This is a genomic window from [Clostridium] citroniae WAL-17108 (assembly GCF_000233455.1).
In the GTDB taxonomy this organism is placed as follows: Bacteria; Bacillota; Clostridia; order Lachnospirales; family Lachnospiraceae; genus Enterocloster; species Enterocloster citroniae.
Map to the genome: position 1 here is coordinate 46,821 of NZ_JH376426.1, position 20,247 is coordinate 67,067.

Sequence of the window (20,247 nt, forward strand, 5' to 3'; positions counted from 1 at the left end):
GTCTTCCGGTGCGGGGGCTCCCTGTCTATTCCATTAAAAATACTCCCTGTAATTTCAGTTCTTACCTTCCAGCGCATGCACCATATTCACCACAAATTCATGGCTTGGCACAGGTACGCCCACTTTTGCGGCAGCGCGGACCACGGAACCACTGATGGTATCCACCTCTGTCCTGCGTCCGTCCCTTAAATCAGCCCGGATGGAGGTACAGCCATCGGGCGACATCTCTGATGTCTTCTTTACCTTGGCCATGATCTGTTCTTCATCTGCGGTAAGGCCCATGGCTTTTGCCACTGCCACCGCTTCCCTGATCAGGCTGGTTGTCATGGCCCATGCATATTCATTGGCCGCAATGTAACCCATATCCACCTGAAGGATGCCGGTCACAGCGCTTAATGAAACATTGGTAAAAAGCTTATCCCAGATCAGCTGCTGGATATTTTCATGTATCTTTACATTAAAACCGCAGCAATCAAAGGCTTCTTTTAATTTAGGAAGAAATCCATTCTTATCCTCGGTCAGCATGCCCACATTGGTGTTGCCCGCGCCGCCGCGCCTGATATGGCCCAGGCCCAAAACCGCGCCGTTATCCTCGGTGGTCCCGATAATGATATGGTCCTGATCCACAAACTCTCCCAATATATCCTCATGGCCGGAGCCGTTCTGGAGAGTCATCACATAGGTATCCGGTCCAATCAGGCCGCCGTTGCCTGAGAGGGCCGCCCTTGAAAACAGCGCCTTCACAAACAGGATCACCAGATCCACGGTCCCTACGCCCTCAGTGGAGGTAACTGCCATGGGGTTAAACAGGATATCCTCTCCATTTTCCTGGAGTTTCAATCCTTCCTTTTGAATATGCTCCACAACAGGAGCTGCCGTATCTACAAGATATACCTCATTGTGCTGTGACAGATGTCCGCCATAGATGGAGCCCATGGCCCCTGCGCCGATTACAGCTATTCTCATATTGTTCTCACCTTCTATTATGCAGTAAATCCCGGCAGGCCCTCGATGGCATACGCACGCACCGGCATGGAGTCGGCACCGATCAGTGGTAATGGAGTATAGGACATGAAGAACGTGTCAGTGGTCAGATCCTCCAGGTTCTTTAATACTTCCAGGAATACAATGTCAACTTCCATCAGGATATCATGGAACGGTTTTACATCCTCGTTGCAGTTTTCAATGGAAACACCATCGCCAAAGCCAACACATTTAACCTTATGGTTGCGGAACCACCATGCACTCTCAGCATTGATGAACAGACGCTTGTCATCAGGGCTGTTGGTAGCCGGTGTAAATGGAGGGAATTTCCAGTTGCTGTCAAGGATCACAATGTCGCCCTCTTTGATGCGGTCGCCGCAGGCACGGTCCAGATCAGCGGCGCTGATATGTGAGTTGGGCTCCAGGAAATCGATATTTACATAAATGGCACGGCCCATAAATGTGGTCAGCGGAAGCTCTCCAACCGACTTGCCATCCTCAAAGTGATGGTAAGGACACTCGCAGTGTGTTCCCAGATGTGTGGTCAGATCCAGTGCTGTGTGGAAATCCGGGATCGGGCCGCCTGTGTTGTAACGGATCAGATGACACCTTCTTGACTCTGTTGCGGGATCCAGAACCTTTGTTAAATCAACCAGTCTTAAACCATTACCTAAATCATATACGCTCATTACTATACCTCCTGCTTCTTTATGATACATTGTTTGTTGAGTTCATTATACCAGTATACCGGTATACCGGTCAAGTGTTTTTTCATTGACTTTGGGGACTATCTGGGGTATGATTAATTCAATATTTTCCGCGTGCTTGATCAGCGTGTTTGATCCATGTGCCTGAACCGAGTATTGATCCCCATGTTCGCACCATCCATACCAACGGGGAAGTAAGGAGTTTGATTATGGTTATCAAAAATTCACTGCAGTCACAAGCTTATGATACATTAAAGGAGCAGATCCTTTCCAACATCCTGACACCCGGGGTGCTTTATTCCGAGACAAAAATCTCCAAGGAACTGGGTATCTCCCGCACTCCCATGAGGGAGGCGCTCCAGTGCCTTTCCCAAGACGGGTATATCACTATCATTCCCAGCCGCGGCTTTAAGATACGCCAGCTGAGCAAGGAATCCATGAGGGAATCCATACAGATCCGCTGTGCCATCGAGGGCTTTTGCGTCCATCTGATCGCATCACAGCCCTCTGAGAAGCGCTGCCAGAAGCTGTTAAAAGACATGGAGCGCTCCCTGGCCCGGCAGAAAAAGGCGCTGGCCTCCCCGGCCTCCCGCAGCTCCTTTATCGAGGAGGACCACCGGTTCCACCTCCTTTTAGTCCACTATGCTGACAATGATGAGTTTAACCATCTGTTCCAGCGCCTCATGTACATGATCCATCTGACCACATCCAACGCCCTGTCCATTGAAGGGCGGGTCCAGGCCACCTTTGAGGAACACCAGGAACTTTATAACTGCTTAAAATCAGAGGACGGGGATAAAGCCTATAGGATCCTGATCGCCCACCTGCTGATGCCCCTTAATATGGATATTCTGTGATGTGGACAAAAAATGCATCTTACCACAGCCTTCTGCTGTGGCAGGATGCATCTTTAAAGTTGCCAAAGGGCAATTCATAGGATCAAAGATCTTTAATCCATCTTTACAACAACCTTCATATAGTTTCCCGGGTTCTTCTCAATGTCCCTGATGGTCTCAGGAGCTTCCTCCAGCCCAATGGTCTTTGTAAGGATCTTTGCCACATCCACTTTTTTGGTGTAGATCAGCTCAATGGCTTCCTCAAATTCCCCTGCGCTGGTGCGCGCACCGCGGATATCGATCTCCTTGCGGGTAATGACATCGGTGGGGATCGGAGTTTCCTTTGGCGGCCATCCGGTCAGGGTGATCCTGCCCGCGTGGCTGACCAGGTCAAGGGTCTGAAGCACCGCCACATTGGCGCCGCTGCACTCCATTACCTGCTGTGCCATTGTTCCGCCCGTGATCTCACTGACGCGCTCCACCGGGTTTTCTTCCCTGGAGTTGATCACATACTCAATTCCCAGTTCCCTTGCAAAATCCAGACGTTCCTGAACCAGATCCAGAAGGATGGCGTGTGCGCCGTATGCCTGGGCGATCATGCCTGCCAGAAGTCCGATGGGGCCTGCGCCGATAATGGCACAATACTCCCCTGCCTTTAAACCGCCTCTGTGGATCCCGTGAAGGGAAATGGTCAGCGGCTCAGCCATGGCTGCATCGGTCCAGTCCATATCTTCAGGCATTTTCACCAGCATGTCCGCCGGATGGCAGTAATATTCAGCCATTCCCCCGTCAATATGTACGCCCAGAACCTTCAGGCTGGTGCAGCAGTTGGTGCGGCCAATGCTGCAGGGATAACATGTTCCGCAGTAAAGATACGGATCCACGATCACTTTGTCCCCCACCTTTAATCCCTTGGGATTGTCTGCCGGGATCTCCTCAATGATGCCTGCCAGCTCATGTCCGATAATCCTTGGATAGGATACCAGCTTGTTGGTTCCCCTGAATGCACCGATATCGCTGCCGCAGATACCGGCTGTCTTAATGCGGATCAGAGCCTGTCCGGGACCTGGTACCGGCTTTTCCAATTCAACACAATCCACCTGTCTTGGTTCTGCCAGTTTAATTGCTTTCATTTCCGTTTCCTCCTTGTTACAAGCGCTTGAACCAGTGCCTGCACTGTCCAATTATAACGCCACTTTCACAACTACCTTTTTTACTTCACATGGCCCGCCTGCCTGGCATCTCGGCTTATGAGCATCCTCTGGGGCAACCACGATCAGATCGCCTTCTTCCAGGAATACGCTGCCTGAAAATTCAGGCTCCTCATAGAAGATCAGGTCATTGGCCTCATTGCGCTCTTTTTCCACCAGTCCGTCTCTCTTACACACCCCGAACTGCTCCCTACCGGATACCATGTACTGAATGTCAAAATATTTCTCGTGAGTCTCAAAGGAACCCTGGCTTGCAGGAAATGTGGTATATTCCTGTACATTGGCAACCACCGTATCACCCATGATCGGATAGCTTCCCGCTGCCAGGGACTTGATATCAGTCTCAGCCAGCCACTTATAGGCGCAGGTAAATTTTTCTTCCAGGTAATTGTACTTCTCAGCAATACTTACATTTGAAAAAAACATTGTCATGACCTCCTTGTCCGAACCATATGTTATTATCTGCTTGCAATATCTTCTGTTTCCATATTTCCCGCTGCAAGGGACTGGACCTGCGCCCAGATCGCCTCATCCACGCAGACACCGTCTGCCATGCTCTTTGCACGGGTGGTAACAGTGCGCTCGCCCGGGCAGGTCACGCGGCCGCCCTCCCGCTCCGGATGGCTTGCATCCGCCGCGGCCACACGTTTGTTGAGCATTGCCTGGATATCCTCCTTGTTTCCGAACAGATATGGGTCAAATGCAATAAAGATCTGGCAGCAGCCGGTACAGCTTCCGTTGTTCGCCTCATCCATGTCTGTTCCGCAGTTTCCGTTTGCCATAAGAGCCGCTGCCATGTCCAGGGCAATAGCCATTCCGCTGCCCTTCCAGTATCCGGTAGGCAGGATACGCTTGCTCTCCTCAATGGCTCCCGGATCGCTGGTCAGGTTGCCGTCCTTATCAAATCCGCCCGGGAAAGGAAGCTCCTTGCCGGCCAGACGGTAAACGCCCAGCTTACCGTAGGCATACTGGCTCATGGCCATATCCAGCACAATGGGTCCGTCTTCCCTTGGGATGGCGATGCAGAACGGATTGTTGCCAACTCCCGGCTCATCGCTTCCCCACAGAGGCATGCAGCTCTCAGTATTGATCCAGCTGATCCCCATGAATCCGGCCTCCGCCATACGCCATGCGTAGGTGCCGCCCCTCATCCAGTGAGTGGTATTCTTAAGGGATACACAGCCTATTCCGTGAACCTTTGCCAGTTCCATGGCGCGGTCAGCACAGTACAGGGCATTGGTGATGCCGATTCCAAGATGGCCGTCATAGTTCTCCACAGCGCCCTTTGCGCCCATTAACTCCGGCTTGCCTTCCAGGTTGATCCAACCCTTCTGCACATACTCTGCAAAGCGTGGAATACGGTTAAGCCCATGGCTCTCAACTCCGTCCGCGCTGGACTGGGTATGGATGGCGGAACATACCTCTGCCTGCTCCTCGCTCAGTCCCAGGTTTAAAAATGCAGTCTTTACAGTGTCTTTGACAGTATCATAGGGGATACGTAAACTCATAGTCCTTCTCCTTTAAACACATTTATATGATTGATTCTATGACCGATTCTATCCTTGCTCCGGATCAGTCCGGATCCGGCGCCTGTTCAGGTGCACATGGCTCAAGCCCGGCAAACTCCATCATTTCCTCGTAAAGGCCGCTGGCTTCTTCGGGGGAATAGCCGTATACAAGAAACACGTCCATGACATAGGGGGCATAGGGGATGCCCGTTATCTCTTTTGCAAATGCCATGGCCGCGATCTCGCTGAGTGCAATGATGGTGGAGTCATTGTGTACAGGGCCCAGGGACCACAACCTGATCTTTTCTGTCTTTGTATAGATCTCGTGCTTATATTTTTCTTCCACATTATGGAAGAGCTCATGGGCCAGCAAAAGCCTGCTTATGTTCAGCCCCTCCGTCAGGATCTCCCTGATCTCCGGCTTTTCCAGGAATTTCTTTGCCTTTTTCACCGCATCCATGTAGATGCATATGGTGTCCGGAACCCGGTATTCGGCAAAGAGCACCCGGTCCGTCTTCTCCGGATAGGTGGGGTAGGACACCTTCATGCCCATGGCCTTTGCTATCACCTCAGGATCGGAGCTTTTGTACTCCTCCATCACCTTCCTGGCATATTCCTGCCCGCAGGCCAGGGCCTGCTCCATCCAGCTGCGGCGCTGCTCATCTGTAAATTTTCCATTCAGCGGCTCCCTTGAGAACACATACCGGAACCACTCCACCGGTTCGATGGCGGCCAGGTCCCCCAGCATCCGGTCCAGAGGCCGCAGCGGAAAATGGGGACGCTCATAGCGTTTCGTCCCCTGTTTTCCGAACAGCCCGTCTGTTATGGGCTTTAAAGCTTTCTGAAACTCTTCCTTGTTCATAATAAATTAAATCTCCGTCACTGATGCCACAATGAGGATATCCTCATCAGGTTCCCTGTCACCCAGATCCAGATCCATCAACAGGTAGATCTGATCCAGGTCAACTGCGCTGTAATCGCCCACACGCGGTCCCACACATACGAAGAAGTCAGGTCTTATGACCGTATCGGTCTTAAACACAGCCTCATCCTTCCACATCTGCTCAACCACTTCCTTATAATCTGCGACCTTGCACTTCACAACATTACCATTGGAACACTGAACCTTGATAAATCCTTTTTTATCAACGATACGCAGCGGATGCCTGTCATCACGCAGACCCTGGTACACATAGAATTTATCAGTCATTTCCGCCAGCGCGATCTGGCTTACCTTTGGCCCAAAGTCCTGGGTGGCCAGCTCACATGCCTCTGCCTCATCACATTCCTTTAACAGGTCCGTGGTCTTAACCTCCGTAGAACCGGTTGCAATGGCAGTTACCTTACCGGTCTGGTTGTCGATCTCGATATGGACTTCAACCGTATCCGGTGATGCGCCGGAGCTTACAGCCATATCAGCCGCTTCCTTTTTAAGCTCCCTGATATCGTCCTGGGAAGGATTAGGGATTACACGCTCAACCACGTCACGCACCATGGAAAGGGCAACTCCGATAGAGGAGATAACCTCCGCATTCTCAGGAATGCTGTACTGAAGTCCCATCTTTCCTGCACAGTAGGGAACCAGGGATGCAGCTCCGCCGCCGCAGCCCACCAGCTTCATGCTCTCATGGTCAAGCTGATATTTCTCTGCCAATGCATTGATACATGCATTTACTTTTTCAAAATCCTTATCCAGGATCTGTGTGGCCAGTTCTTCCACTGTAATGCCCAGTTTATCCGCTACGGGCTGCATGGCCTTGCGGGCCGCATTGGCATTGCCGTGGGCAAAGTACTGCTCCTCGATCAGCCCCAGCACGTTAGCCGCACATGTATTGGTAAAGCAGATGCGCTTTCCATTCTTTAATCGGATGGTCACATAATCGTTCGGATCCCCCGGCTTGGGGCTTACCATTTCGATCTGCGGATCCTCGATCTCCTCCTCTGGAGTAAAGCATGCATACTCACAGCCTGCAATATGGGCAGAACGAGGACCAACGTCCACCACTGCCTTGTCACTGATACGCACCATGGAACCGCCTGCGCAGCCCAGGATACGCACATCCAGGGAACTGATGTAAGTGTCGTGCCCTCCGATCTGGGCATAGTCAACACCAGGACGGCCGTTCTTGATCACACCGATGTTGGTGGTGGTTCCGCCCACCTCAAAATAGATGGCATTGGAAGCACGCAGATACATCAGGGAACCCATAACGGAAGCAGCCGGTCCCGACAGTGCTGTCAGGATGGGACGCTTACGCATCTCACTGATTTCCATAACGCCGCCATCGCCTCTCATGATCATCAGAGGAACGGTAACGCCTGCCGCACGTACGGATGACTCGGTTGCATTGGCTGTCATCATCATTTTGGGCAGGATGGATGCATTGATTGCTGCAGTACGTGTACGGCGCGTAAGTCCGTACAGCTTTGTAATATCAGAAGCCATGGTAACCGGCACATTTTTCTTTTCCGCACAGCCATGGATCATCATTTCCTCATCCATGCTGTCCACACCAAAGGCCATGGAGGCAACAATTACCTGTGAGCCCTGGTTCAGTAATTCATCAATATTTTGGTTGATCACGTCTTCGGTCAGCATTTTCTTCTTGATAAAGGTATTGTATACCTTGATCATCCTGCCAACTTTTTCATCCAGAATAATGTCTTTAAGGGCCAGCTGGCGCTTTGCCAGAAATCCTTCCAGGCCGCCGCCTGCAACGCCGACCACGCCGACGCTTGCCACATCGCCTTCAATAAAAGCATTGGTAGCCTGAGTGGTAGAGTGGGCAACGAACACAACATCTTCTGGAGCGATGTTGTTCTCGCGCATACAATTCTGAAAGCTCTTTACAACACCGGCAGCAACGCCGCTCTTGTCGTCATGTGTAGTTTTAACCTGATTTTTTCCAATAATTTCATGGGTCTCATTATCCATTGCAACGCACTTGGTATAAGTGCCACCAACGTCAATCCCCATACGAACAGCTCTATGATTACGCTCTGCCATATTATCCATTCCTTTCACTCTACAATACTTTTCCAAGATTCTTTTGATCGTGGACCTTTATTACTGCTATAACGAAACATTTGTCGGGAGATATCCGGGCGCACATGATATACGCCCGGTTAAACAGAATATGCTTTTATTTTTTAAGAGAAATTCATTGTCAAATTGTAACTGTTCAGGACGGCTCATCTTCCTGACCTGAACTGTTACGTCAAATCTTAGATGAACCAAGCAGCTCCGAGTCCGCCTAACAGGATGAATACGGCAATATACTGGATCACACCTGTAAGGTAAGAGTTGGGAATTGATAGTTTCAGGAAGTCTCTGGATTCTACCTTGGTATAAGCAAGACCCCATGCAACCCATGACTGGGTGATACAGCTTCCGATATTAACAGTGATGGTTGGGATGGCAAATACGCCGTATAAAAATGGTACTGAGAAGGATGCAACATTAGATAACACACCCAGTGTAGCAGCACCACAGCCAACCAGTGTCATAGGTCCGCGGAACAGGCCCATGAAAAGCAGTACAGCAAATATTATACAAACAGCCAGTTCGCTCTTAGGCATTACATTTCCTAAGATCGCCTTGAAATAAGGAGATGCATAGGTAGCAACCTGGTTGAACATAGGCAGTGTAAGAAGGAAGCCTACCAGTGGAGCGGTATCAACCACACCATCATAGTAAAGCTTGTTAACCAGCTGACAGTTCTCTTTGAAGGATCCCTTCATCCTGCCGCAAAGGAACAGGGCCAGGAAACCAGCAATGATGAATCCGCCGATAACGGAGAAATCCAGCCAAATTTTCAGTACAACCGGTACGATTGGGAGGATCAATGTATACATTGGCGCATTCTTCTGGTCAGGAGAGGAATTACGGCTCTGAGCTGCCCATGAATGAACTGTCTTTGACTTCTTAAGGTAAACAGCAGCCAGTACAGTGGTTGCCACCAGCATGATGATCAGTGCTGCATAACCCCAGTGAGCCGCATACCATCCCAGTGTGAATTCAGGCATCTCATCAGGAGTGATGTAGAATGCACGGTACTGTGCAAAGTTAACAGGGTTCAGGTAGATACCTGCTGCAACAGATCCCATGAAAGAGAACATTGCAATTGCCTTTGGTACGCCAAGAGACATTAAAATAGGAAGTACGATAACGCCGATAGCGATAACAGGGCCAGCGCCGGTCATGGCGGTGAAGATCAGTGCTGTAACGATGTTTAACAGTGCGATGGTAACCATTGGCTTATCTCCGCCCAACTCAACGGTCTTACGGATCAGGGTAGATGCAATACCGGTATCCATCAGTACACGTCCAAACCATGCACCCCAGCAAACATTAACCAGTGTGGTACCCCAGCCTTCGGGAGCACTCTGGAAAATCTTGTTCAGGATAGACACCAGCTTTGTGTCTGTGCCTGCGCCAAACTGCAGAACAGGGTTTGCTTCAATGAATGCCTGGCTGGCGAACATGGTTCCTACCAGCGGCAGAACGGTCCAGACAACGGTAATCATCAAGAATCCGATCATCAGGTTGTGGCCTTTGATACAGTAGTATGCCAAGCCGAAGAAAGAAAGTAACAAAATTATACCAATAACGTATTCCATGGTATTCCTCCTCATATCTTTTTTTATTTTCCTACACGTGGAACTGCTTTGGGTTCCTGTTGCTTCAGGTCCCCTTCTCTCTCAAAACATCAGGATATTCTGGTTTCATCTCCCTTCATTATGTAATAAATATATTTCCATCCAGACCAGGCATACTCTGACCTTATCTGGAAAAGAACTGTGGATAGATTCCCTGGAGTGTATCCATGTTCCAGAGAATTGTGTTGAAATGGTTGGAACAGATCAGGGAAGCAGCTTCCGCATCCCCCCGCATAATGTTGTCAACCAGCAGGCGTCCCTCCACCTGGGTGTGTTCCCACCTGGTCAGGGAGGACATATAGACCTTAAAATTAAAGGTGCTGTACTGGAGATAGTTGACCCGCATCAGGTCACAGTCCATGGTCCTGAAATAATTCCATATATGCTCCTTGCCGCAAAAAGTGGACAGCAGGTAGCGCAGATGTTCATCCGCTGCCAGAAGTTCCAGCACCTCATTATCCCCTGTGATCTCCTTCTGTTTTGCAAGGGTCTGTTCCAGGGCCTCTCTCTGCTCCGGGGTCAGCCCCTGTCTGCAGATCTCCTCAATAACCGCCTGCTCCAGAACAATGTGGGTGTGCACGGACTGTTTGATCCGCTCAGGGTCGATCATGGTGACCACGGTCCCTCTCTGGGGATAAACCACTATGTAACCTTCCTCGATCAGCCGGGCCAGCGCATCCCTTACCAGGGCGCGGCTTACGCTCATCTGGGAGGAAAGGGAATTCTCGCTGAGCATCTCCCCGGGTTCGATGGCCAGGCTTAATATCTGATTGCGCAGAAAATTATAAATCTCATTTCTGGAATCGGCTTTCACAATCTTGTCTTTTACCTCAGGCACACTCTCATCCCCTCTCAGCACGCTTCGCCCCCCTGCCCGTAACGGGGGGGTGCCAGGATTGCATACAAGTTATTTTCGCTTTTGCATACCAGTTTAGTTCAAAATTGCATATCAGCTGCGGAAATAACGGGTTGAACAAATTGTATTATTCTCAAGACATATACAAGATAACACATTTATCTCATGAGTGCAACACCTTTTTTATCATTTTACACATGATTTTCGTTAATTTTTTATTTAGTAGTTGCTTTTTTCACAAATAATGATAAAATTATATTAGAAAATGCAGTGGGAAAAATTGCATACAAGTTTGAGTTGGAATTTATTTACATTTTCTCTGTTCTGCTCCAATGTTTTAATATAGTGGAAATGCATTCTTATCAAACCTATCCTTGTATGCTATAATTTGATTTATGCCATTGACCGTCAGTGGAATACGTACCTGAACCGACTTGATTTTTACAGAATATTAAGAAAGGTGATTGCTATGTCACTACTTCCTTTTAATGATCCTAACAGCCGTATGATTGCGCGCCGCCCCTCAGAGGACGCACGCCAGTATGCATACCGCGTGATTAAAAACTGTATACTGGAGCTGTTCCTTCCTCCGGGGCAGAAGATGAATGAAATAGACCTGGCTTCCTCTTTAAATGTAAGCCGTACGCCTGTACACGATACCTTTACAAAACTGTCCAGGGAGAACCTGGTAGATATCATTCCCCAGAGAGGGGCCTTTGTATCCAGGATCGACTCGGAACGGATCGAGCACGCCATCTGGCTTCACACAAAGCTTGGCACCTCCATGCTTCACACCATCTTTATAAGGAATGTGAAGAAGAATGATCTGGAATCCCTGTATTACAGCCTGCGCCAGCTGGACGACTATCTTTACCAGGGCAACCTAAACCAGGCCCCCAGGCTGCTGTCTGATTACTATCATCAGCTCTATATACTGGCCGGGGACATGGACCTGGTATGGGAATCCCTGCAAAAGGTGGATATGGACCTGCAGCGGCTTTTGTACCTGGCCACCAGCAGTTCCGCGGTAGTGGAAGGTTTCCTGTGCGAGCTCACCAATCTGACCGATGCCCTGGCCAACAGGAACAATGACCAGGCCTGCCTGATCTACAGCCATCACATGTCCAGGATGCTGCTTCTGCTCCCGCCTTTAAAGCAGCATAACCCGGAATATTTTATATGCGGTAGCAGTGATGCCGCGTCCTGATCTGCAAAAAGAATCGCACGTAAGTGCCAGTGACATGTATCGCACGTAAGCGCCTACAGGACAGGCGCTAAGTGCTCATAACGAATCACTGCACTAAGCTCGTTTAAGACCTCGCTAAGTGCCAGTGACATGTATCGCACGTAAGCGCCTACAGGACAGGCGCTAAGTGCTCATAACGAGGAGGTATGTGATATGGAAAATTATAGGGATCTGTTCTCCCTGGAGGGCAAGACAGCACTGGTTACAGGAGGAACGGGAGGACTTGGAAGCGCCATTGCCCTGGCTTTTTTACAGCAGGGAGCCAATGTGGCCGTGTGCGGCGGCCATCCGGAAAAGGCGGCCGGACTGGCTGACTATGCGGCCCAGGCAGGCAGGAAGTTCCTCTCCATCCGCTGCGATATCCAGAAACAGTCAGACATTGACAATATGTTAAATGAAATCGAGGAACAGCTGGATACCCTGGACATCCTTGTTAACAGCGCGGGTATGAACCGCCTTCTGCCGGCTGAGGACTACACGGAGGATGCCTTTGACCAGGTCATGGGACTGAACGTAAAAGGACTTCACCTGGTGACAAAGGCGGTTGGAAAACACTTTATGATCCCCAGGAATTACGGCAGGATCCTCAACCTGTCCTCTGTTAAGAGCCTGATCGGTACAACGGAAAATTATATTGCATACTGCGCCAGCAAGGGCGCTGTGAACATGTACACCAAACAGCTGGCCTGTGAATGGGGCAAATATAGGATCACCTGCAACGCCATTGCACCCACCTTTGTCCGCACACCCATCAATTCCTTTCAGCTGGACGATCCGGCTTTCTACAAAAAGCTGACGGACCGCATTCCCCTGGGCCGTATCGGACAGGAACGGGACATAGCGGCAGCGGCCCTGTACCTTTGCAGTGACTCGGCGGAGTTCGTAAGCGGACAGGTGCTGGCCGTGGACGGCGGGCTTACATCCATGCAGTAATAGTCGCCTGTGAGACTCCAAAATTACACTTTATAACAAGGAGGAAAACCATGATATTCGGAAATGTAAGTAATGAATTTTTTGATCAGCAGATCGCTGTGCTTCCGGCCGCCCTTCAGAGCGCCATCCGTTTTCTGAAGGAGAATGACCTGGTAGCCCACGAGCCCGGCAGATTCGACATTGAACTGGGCGGCGTCCCCATGATACTTCAGGTCCTGGACTTAAACACCGCTCCCCGCGAAACTTTAAGGCCGGAGATCCACCGAAAGAATATAGATGTCCAGTTCCTGGCTGCCGGCGGACCGGAGCGGGCGGGATATTATAATGATGACCGGACAAACCAGGTGGATGAGGATCTTCTCGACACTCCAAGAGATATCCTTTTTTATCACAATAATCCCAATGCCCCGGAAGGGACCATTGAACTGGTTCCCGGGACCTATGCTGTTTACTTCCCATGGGATGTGCATATTCCGGCTGTCCAGACAGGAGCCTCCCCTGCGCCGATCCGCAAGATCGTAATCAAGGTTCCCATGAGTGCCTGCGCCCCCGCGGCAGAAAACTGAGGTTTTGATTATGGATATGATCACTCATCTGGAAACCCTTGCCCAAAAGGATCCTGACCAGCGCCGCCAGGCACTGGCAGGGGTGCTTGAGGCCGAGAGGCTTTCTTACACCCTTCAGGAGGAGGAAGCCAGCTTTAAGAATCCAAGAGGCGTGGCAAATTACCTCCTGACCCCCTGGCAGGAAACTCCCTGCCTGCTGTTCTGCGCCCACTATGACGCGGTACCCGGAAGCTTTGGGGCCAATGACAACGCGGCATCCCTGTGTATCCTCATTGCCCTTGCAAAGGAATTAAAAAGCAGAAATCTTCCCGCCCGGTTTGCTTTCTTTGACGGGGAGGAAAACGGCAATGCCGGCAGCAGGCTCTACGCCGCCCAGATGGATAAGTCCGCTGTTACGGGGATCATCAATCTGGATGTGTGCGGATTCGGCGATACCATTGCCATCTGCGGCAAGGGCCATGAGACCAAGCCGGTGCTGCGCCCATTTTGCGACAAAGCCCTGTTGGACAAGCACAATGGGCAGGTGCTAAAATACCTTCCCAAAAGCGATGAGGTCTCCTTTGCCGGCAGCCGGATCCCCACCATGAGCCTGTGTGTGGTCCCCCGGTGGGACATCCAGTACTTAAAGGCCATGGCCACCTATGGAGACGGCTTTCTGGGCCGTCCCCCTGAGTTTGATATGATGCTGGAACAGATGGAAGTCATAACCACCATGCACGGCGGCTACCGTGATAATCCACAGTATGTGGAGGAAGATGCCATGATGCAGGTCTATGGGTATCTCCTGGAAGGAGTAACGGCCCCGCCTGCTGCGAAAAAGCGCTTCGGGCTTTTTTAGGAACCGGCTGAACCAACCGGCATTTAGATTAGGTTTAGATTGGTCTCAGGCCGCCCCTACCATACAGGATCATGCCGGCCTGTTTTCCCCAAAGCCTTAAGGGTACTGTCATGTAGGATCTCCCTCTCATACTTATCCTGTGACACATAGCAGGAATAAAAGATATCGGTCATCAGGAGTATGGGAAACTGAGGCGAGATCACATTTCCATGGTTCAGGTGAAGAAGGGACGGGATCAGCAGCACTTCGTCACAGAATCCATCGTACTCCGGTTTATTCTTGGCAGTGAGCAGGACGGTCCTGGCCTTTTTCTGATGGGCTTCCTGCAGCAGGAAGATCACATCTTCCGTCTCACCGCTGATACTGACTCCCAGCACCAGGCTGTTCTCATCCTGGAACACTCCCCGCATGCGCATCATGTCCCTGTCATCCATGGATGTGATGTCCACGCCGATCCTCATAAAACGCAGTTCCATCTCCCTGGCTGCCAGGCCGGAGCTTCCCATGCCGCACACAAACACCCGTGCGGCTTTGTTCATGTAACGGCAGATGCGCTCCACCTGTTTTTCGTTCACCAGGTTATAGGTCTTGTTCAGCAGTTCCTGATATGCGTTGAGTACGGTTCTTGTGTTGCCGGTCATGGATTCCTGCCGGACCACAAAATGTTCTCCATACTGGTAGATAAATTCCCTGTATCCCTTAAATCCGCATTTCTTGGCAAACCGTGACAGGGATGCCTCTGATACAAACAGCTTTCCCGCCACTGCTTTGGCGGAAAAGTCCGTCTCCTCCCTGTTGTAGATAAAAAAATCCGCTATATTCCTCTCCACCGTGGTGAAATTGTCGTAATTTGACTCGATTACCGGTATCACTGATTTCAGATATTCCATCCCATCATCCCTGTCTCTCTTTGAAATGGTAGTAGGCCCCTCTCATTCCGGCATCATTTCCGTGCTGTGCAAAGGCCAGAGCAGTCTTTTCCCGGATGCTGGATACAAGGTACCGGTCCATGGCCGCCTGGATCCTGGGCCGCAGATACTCCTCCTGGGCCATGACGCCTCCCCCCAGCACCACCACCTGGGGATTGATCACATAGCATATATTGGAGATTCCTTTTCCCAGCACATCACACATGTCGTCAATGGCCTGGATACACACGCCGTCCCCTGCCTTGGCCAGTTCAAAGATGCGAAGGCCATTCCACATATGAACCGGTTCCCCCTTTGCAAGAGCCACCTTTGAGGCAAGGATACTGGCTGCTCCCAGAGTCTGGAAATCGCTGCCCTCCATATGCATGTATCCAACCTCACAGGCGCTGTTGCTAAAGCCGTGGTACACGTTTCCGTCTATAATGATACAGCCTCCGATCCCGGTCCCCACTGTAAGACACAGAGCGGACCGGCTTCCTGCCGCTGCCCCCGATACGGCCTCTGAAAGCCCTGCGCAGTTAACGTCATTTTCCACTTCACAGGGAAGGCCAAACTCCGATTCCATCCTGGCTTTGATCTTTGTGCCCGCATAATCAGGGATCAATGGGGCGGAGTAAAAGATCTCCCCCTTTTCCACATCCACCATGCCGGCCGTGGATACGCAGATCCCATCCACTCTCCACAGCTTCAGATATTCCCTTACAATGCCCACCGCCTTTTCCAGCAGGCTGGGGCCGCCCTTAAATGCCTCGGTAGGCATCTTATCCTTGGTCAGGAACAGTTCATTTTCATCCAAAACGCCGTACTTGATCTCTGTACCGCCAATGTCAATGCACACGTATTGTTTCATCCTTACTCTTCTCCTTTTTCTTCCTTGTTTTATTCTGCCGCAAAAGGCAAACCTGCCCTTTGCAATGGTTTGCCTTTTACATCTTCCCTATATTACTTACCTGTATTACTTACCTGTACTGCTTGCCTATATTAGTTCCTTGTACTGAATCAGTTATCGATCCTTACTTTAAAAATGGCCTTCTTGATCTGCTTTGGGCCATCCACCGCCACTGCGGTGCGGTGTCCGTCATGGGGGTAGCAGATCAGGAAATCTCCGGGGCGCAGCACTGCGTGGCTGTTGGGTTCTCCCTCCAGAGGAAGGAAATCATCCTTTTGCACAAAATCCTTCTGCTCCATGTTCTCTATAAAGTTTAAATCAATCTGCTCCTGTCCGTCAAGCATTAAATGTACATCCAGGTATTTTCTGTGAGCTTCCCAGAAACGCTTTTCCGGTACAGTGGTTTCATATTCCACTACATTTACAAACAGGCGCTCTCCGTCTATGGGATGGCTGCCCTTTTCAAATCCGAGGAGATCATGGGCCAAGGCGTACTCAAAGCATTCTCTTACTGCCTGCGGCAGGAATCCATAGGTTCCTTCCTGGGTTATATTTCCAAAGATCATAGGTTATCCTCCTGTTCTGCCCTTGTCATTTCATGTATCAGATCAATTATGATAAATGGTTGCGTCCGCCGCCGGTTTGGATGTATCCCCGTCCATCTTTCTGGTGATGATACTTACCGGAAGACCCACAACCAGGGAAATGGCAATGGAGATAATGGAGTAGGACCAGATGGATACCGCGCCTGCCGGTGCCATGTATTTGATGCAGACCATGGTGATGGCTGCCACAAAGAACGCCACGTAAGCGCCTTTTGCATTGGCCACTTTGGTAAAGGTTCCCAGTACAAAGGTTCCTCCCAAAACACCCAGCACAAGGCCCATAAATCCGTTAAACCACTCATATGCCGACTTGATCTCGCCGTTGGCAAGGATCATGGATACCAGGATGGCCACAACGCCCACGCCCAGGGATACGTACTGGGCAATCCTTGTCTGAAGGGCAAAGCTCATTTCCTTTTTGGACAGACGCTCCTGGATATCCAGTGTCCAGCTGGTTGCCACGGAGTTAAGTCCGGTAGACAGGGTGGACTGGGACGCCGCATAGATGGCTGCCAGCAGAAGTCCTGTAATGCCTACGGGCAGCTCATATGCGATATAGGAAGCAAAGATCTGATCCTGCTGCGCTGCCGGCGGGAGGGCATTCTGGCTGTAGAATACATACAGTCCCGTGCCGATCAGGTAAAATACGGTTGCAATAAAAATGGACAGCGCTCCGTTGGTCAGCATCATTTTGTTCAGTTTCTTTGTGTCCGTGGTGGTGGTGAAACGCTGTACAATATCCTAGCTGGATACATAGGAGGAACAGGTGTTAAATCCAGCGCCCACGATCAGCAGGAACACGCTGTCCTTTAAAATGTTGGGATTAAAAATGGGCTGGTCAGGTGCCAGGAACTTGCCCTGTCCCATGGTGGAAAAGATGGAGCCGAAACCGCCGTCAATCCCGTGGGCCAGGTAAAAGAGTGCAAAGGTAACACCCACCAGGAGCACGCTGCCCTGGATAAAGTCGGTCCAGAGCACGGATTTAAGGCCGCCTGTATAGGAGTAAATGATGGCGATCACGCCCATGGCAATGATCAATACATTTACATTGATGCCTGTCAGGTTGGACAATACCATGGACGGCAGATACATGATGATGGACATACGGCCTACCTGGTACACGATAAACATGACGGCGCCCAGGACGCGCAGGCCCTTGCTTCCGAAACGGATCTCCAGGTAGTGGTAAGCTGTATCAATATCCAGCTTGCTGTATATGGGCAGGAAAAACCGGATGGTGATGGGGATGGCCACCAGCATTCCAAGCTGTGCAAACCACATGATCCATGTTCCTGCATATGAATTTCCTGCCAGGGACAGGAATGAGATCGGGCTTAATAATGTTGCGAAAATGGACACGGAGGTAACCCACCACGGGATGGTTCCGTCCCCCTTAAAGAATTCCTTTCCCTTCATCTCCTTTTTGGAGAAAAAGAGGCCGGCAAATAATACTGCTGCAAGATATACAATAAGAATGATCAAATCAATTGTTGTGAACCCCTGCATATTTAAACTCCTTTTCTATCTGCCATGTCATTCCCGGCCCCTTTCATCCCTCCTGAAAGGGGCGGTGATGTTTTCCCTTTTGTGATGCCGCTGCATTAACAGTATTTGCCCACAGCCTCTCTTACCATACGCGCTGCTTCCCGTGCAATGGGAAGATCTTCCTCAACAAGCTGTGGAAGAGGTTCCCTTACCCCGCCCAGGTCCAGGTTCTCGTTGATCCGCAGCATTTCCTTAATGACTCCGTACATGTTGCCGTGGCAGGAGCACATTTTGTAGATAACCTCATTGGCCGCATACTGGACTTCCTTTGCTTCCTCCAGCTTTCCTGCCTTTACCAGCTCATCCATCTTAAGGAAAAGCTCCGGCATTACGCCGTAGGTTCCGCCGATCCCGGCTTCCGCGCCAATGACGCGGCCGCTGATAAACTGCTCGTCCGGACCGTTGAATATGATGTAATCCTTGCCTGCAGCCGCCTTGAACATCTGGATATCCTGCACCGGCATGGAGGAGTTCTTAACACCAATGACCCTAGGATTTTGGCGCATCTGTGCAAACAGTCCCTGAGTCAGAGCAACCCCTGCCAGCTGGGGGATGTTGTAGATGATGAAATCCGTGTTGGGAGCAGCCTCGCTCATGGTGTTCCAATATGCTGCAATGGCATATTCCGGGAGGCGGAAGTAGATGGGAGGAATAGCTGCAATGGCATCCACGCCCAGGCTCTCCGCATGTTTTGCCAGCTCCACGCTGTCCTTTGTGTTGTTGCAGGCAACATGGGCGATCACTGTAAGCTTGCCCTTGGCAACCGCCATTACATTTTCCAGCGTGGTCTTCCGGTCCTCCACGCTCTGGTAAATGCACTCCCCTGAAGACCCATTTACATAAACGCCCTTTACGCCTTTTTTAATATGATACTCGGTCAGCGCCCTTACACGCTCCGGGCTTACATTGCCCTCCTCATCATAACATGCGTAAAATGCCGGAATGATACCTCTGTACTTTTCTAAGTTTGCCATAATTTTTTCTCCTTTCCCAATCAGGCGTCTTCTGTCCGCCTATTAACCCTCTGCTTCAATTGCCTGGGCAAATGACCTGGTGATCAGCTGCGGCCTTGTAATAATGGACCCCACTACCACGCTGAATACTCCCAGTTCGATCACCCGTCTTGCTTTTTCCGGTGTGTTGATATTCCCCTCTGCAATGACCCTGTGCTTTACCTTTGCCACAATCTCACGTATGATGGAAAAATCATCCGACTCGATCTTCAGTCCCCGGCTCTGCTCCGTGTATCCCACCAGTGTTGTCCCAATAAAGTCAAATCCCAGTTGGTCCGCATGAAGTGCTTCCTCCACCGTGGAGCAGTCTGCCATCAACAGCTGGTCCGGATAGGCAGCCCTGACCTCCCGGTAAAACTCATCCAGGCTTTTTGCCCCCGGCCTCAAATCCGAAGTTGCATCCAGCGCAATAATCTCAGGCTTTACCTCCATCAGTTCCTCAATTTCTTTCATGGTGGGGGTGATGTATACTTTGCTGTCCTCATAATCCCGTTTTACGATTCCGATCACAGGCAGGTCCACCTGTTTTTGGATCTCAGCGATGTCCTCTTTGGTGTTGGCCCGAATCCCCGCCGCCCCGCCTTCCTTTGCTGCCAGAGCCATGCGGCCCATGATAAAAGAAGAATGAAGCGGTTCCCCGGGCAGTGCCTGGCAGGAAACAATCAGTCTTCCCTCTAGGTGTTCAACCCTACCATTCATGTCTGTTTCCTCCTGTTAAGGTTTTGTTAAGTTCTTGTAGCTTTAGTATAGCAGGTTTGTTTTTATTTTCAATAGTATCGGTATGTTCTGAAAGTTCTTTCATAAACTTTGAAATCCATCTGCCCTTTCGCACAATTTACAACGATAGTTTTTGTATAAAATGCACAATTATGCGGAGGTTGTTTCTCTAAAAATACAAAATCAGGAGGATTTCCCGGACAAA

Annotated in this window: 19 protein-coding genes and 1 pseudogene; 5 read left to right on the forward strand and 15 right to left on the reverse strand. The window is 50.4% G+C overall.

The genetic code is table 11. The features are described 5' to 3' along the window. Positions 1-54: 54 nt before the first annotated feature. Positions 55-966, reverse strand: a complete 912-nt coding sequence (locus HMPREF9469_RS20600) for a ketopantoate reductase family protein (protein ID WP_007866261.1) — start codon at positions 964-966, stop codon at positions 55-57. A 17-nt stretch (positions 967-983) separates the two neighbouring features. Next, positions 984-1,673: a cyclase family protein gene (locus HMPREF9469_RS20605; protein WP_007866264.1), complete on the reverse strand. Its 690-nt coding sequence runs from the start codon at positions 1,671-1,673 to the stop codon at positions 984-986. 227 nt (positions 1,674-1,900) lie between these two features. On the opposite strand from HMPREF9469_RS20605, the gene HMPREF9469_RS20610 reads away from it, so the two are divergent. Further along, entirely contained in the window at positions 1,901-2,548 is a 648-nt protein-coding gene (locus tag HMPREF9469_RS20610) for a GntR family transcriptional regulator (RefSeq protein ID WP_007866265.1), read from the forward strand. Between the two features lie 92 nt (positions 2,549-2,640). Here the strand turns inward: HMPREF9469_RS20610 and HMPREF9469_RS20615 are convergent, their stop codons facing one another. The 7 genes from HMPREF9469_RS20615 to HMPREF9469_RS20645 form a co-directional block, all read right to left on the reverse strand. After that, complete coding sequence (locus HMPREF9469_RS20615; protein WP_007866266.1) at positions 2,641-3,660, reverse strand: zinc-binding alcohol dehydrogenase family protein; 1,020 nt, start codon at positions 3,658-3,660, stop codon at positions 2,641-2,643. A gap of 51 nt (positions 3,661-3,711) precedes the next feature. Further along, on the reverse strand, positions 3,712-4,164 hold the full coding sequence (locus HMPREF9469_RS20620; protein ID WP_007866267.1) for a NanQ anomerase/TabA/YiaL family protein: 453 nt from the start codon (positions 4,162-4,164) through the stop codon (positions 3,712-3,714). 32 nt (positions 4,165-4,196) lie between these two features. Next, positions 4,197-5,246 (reverse strand): 3-dehydro-L-gulonate 2-dehydrogenase, encoded by a 1,050-nt coding sequence (gene yiaK / locus HMPREF9469_RS20625; protein ID WP_007866268.1) that lies wholly within the window; start codon positions 5,244-5,246, stop codon positions 4,197-4,199. 64 nt (positions 5,247-5,310) lie between these two features. Further along, positions 5,311-6,108 carry a hypothetical protein gene (locus HMPREF9469_RS20630; protein WP_007866269.1) on the reverse strand — a complete coding sequence of 266 codons (798 nt, stop codon included), beginning with the start codon at positions 6,106-6,108 and terminating at the stop codon, positions 5,311-5,313. Positions 6,109-6,114: 6 nt separating this feature from the next. Next, on the reverse strand, positions 6,115-8,253 hold the full coding sequence (locus HMPREF9469_RS20635) for a hydantoinase/oxoprolinase family protein (RefSeq protein ID WP_007866270.1): 2,139 nt from the start codon (positions 8,251-8,253) through the stop codon (positions 6,115-6,117). A gap of 218 nt (positions 8,254-8,471) precedes the next feature. Beyond that, on the reverse strand, positions 8,472-9,866 hold the full coding sequence (locus tag HMPREF9469_RS20640; RefSeq protein WP_007866271.1) for a hypothetical protein: 1,395 nt from the start codon (positions 9,864-9,866) through the stop codon (positions 8,472-8,474). Positions 9,867-10,029: 163 nt separating this feature from the next. After that, a complete protein-coding gene (locus HMPREF9469_RS20645; protein ID WP_007866272.1) occupies positions 10,030-10,764 on the reverse strand; it encodes a GntR family transcriptional regulator in 735 nt (244 codons plus the stop codon). A 466-nt stretch (positions 10,765-11,230) separates the two neighbouring features. On the opposite strand from HMPREF9469_RS20645, the gene HMPREF9469_RS20650 reads away from it, so the two are divergent. The 4 genes from HMPREF9469_RS20650 to HMPREF9469_RS20665 all read left to right on the forward strand — a co-directional run bounded on the left by HMPREF9469_RS20650 (position 11,231) and on the right by HMPREF9469_RS20665 (position 14,344). Continuing rightward, positions 11,231-11,968, forward strand: a complete 738-nt coding sequence (locus tag HMPREF9469_RS20650) for a GntR family transcriptional regulator (protein WP_007866273.1) — start codon at positions 11,231-11,233, stop codon at positions 11,966-11,968. A 192-nt stretch (positions 11,969-12,160) separates the two neighbouring features. Continuing rightward, positions 12,161-12,940 carry an SDR family NAD(P)-dependent oxidoreductase gene (locus tag HMPREF9469_RS20655; RefSeq protein WP_007866274.1) on the forward strand — a complete coding sequence of 260 codons (780 nt, stop codon included), beginning with the start codon at positions 12,161-12,163 and terminating at the stop codon, positions 12,938-12,940. Between the two features lie 50 nt (positions 12,941-12,990). Further along, on the forward strand, positions 12,991-13,506 hold the full coding sequence (locus tag HMPREF9469_RS20660; protein ID WP_007866280.1) for a NanQ anomerase/TabA/YiaL family protein: 516 nt from the start codon (positions 12,991-12,993) through the stop codon (positions 13,504-13,506). Positions 13,507-13,516: 10 nt separating this feature from the next. After that, positions 13,517-14,344 (forward strand): M28 family peptidase, encoded by an 828-nt coding sequence (locus HMPREF9469_RS20665; RefSeq protein ID WP_007866282.1) that lies wholly within the window; start codon positions 13,517-13,519, stop codon positions 14,342-14,344. A gap of 56 nt (positions 14,345-14,400) precedes the next feature. Here HMPREF9469_RS20665 and HMPREF9469_RS20670 read toward each other — a convergent pair whose 3' ends face one another. The 6 genes and pseudogenes from HMPREF9469_RS20670 to HMPREF9469_RS20695 form a co-directional block, all read right to left on the reverse strand. Further along, entirely contained in the window at positions 14,401-15,234 is an 834-nt protein-coding gene (locus tag HMPREF9469_RS20670; RefSeq protein WP_007866284.1) for a MurR/RpiR family transcriptional regulator, read from the reverse strand. A 4-nt stretch (positions 15,235-15,238) separates the two neighbouring features. Then, positions 15,239-16,123, reverse strand: coding sequence for an ROK family protein (locus HMPREF9469_RS20675; protein ID WP_007866286.1), 885 nt, complete (start codon positions 16,121-16,123; stop codon positions 15,239-15,241). Between the two features lie 149 nt (positions 16,124-16,272). Next, the gene (locus HMPREF9469_RS20680) at positions 16,273-16,728 is read right to left on the reverse strand and encodes a NanQ anomerase/TabA/YiaL family protein (protein WP_007866294.1); all 456 of its coding nucleotides are present in this window, start codon (positions 16,726-16,728) and stop codon (positions 16,273-16,275) included. 42 nt (positions 16,729-16,770) lie between these two features. Continuing rightward, positions 16,771-18,273: pseudogene (locus HMPREF9469_RS20685) on the reverse strand (sodium:solute symporter family protein). 95 nt (positions 18,274-18,368) lie between these two features. Then, positions 18,369-19,286: a dihydrodipicolinate synthase family protein gene (locus HMPREF9469_RS20690; protein WP_007866302.1), complete on the reverse strand. Its 918-nt coding sequence runs from the start codon at positions 19,284-19,286 to the stop codon at positions 18,369-18,371. 42 nt (positions 19,287-19,328) lie between these two features. Beyond that, positions 19,329-20,024 carry an N-acetylmannosamine-6-phosphate 2-epimerase gene (locus HMPREF9469_RS20695; RefSeq protein WP_007866304.1) on the reverse strand — a complete coding sequence of 232 codons (696 nt, stop codon included), beginning with the start codon at positions 20,022-20,024 and terminating at the stop codon, positions 19,329-19,331. Between the last annotated feature and the right edge of the window lie 223 nt (positions 20,025-20,247).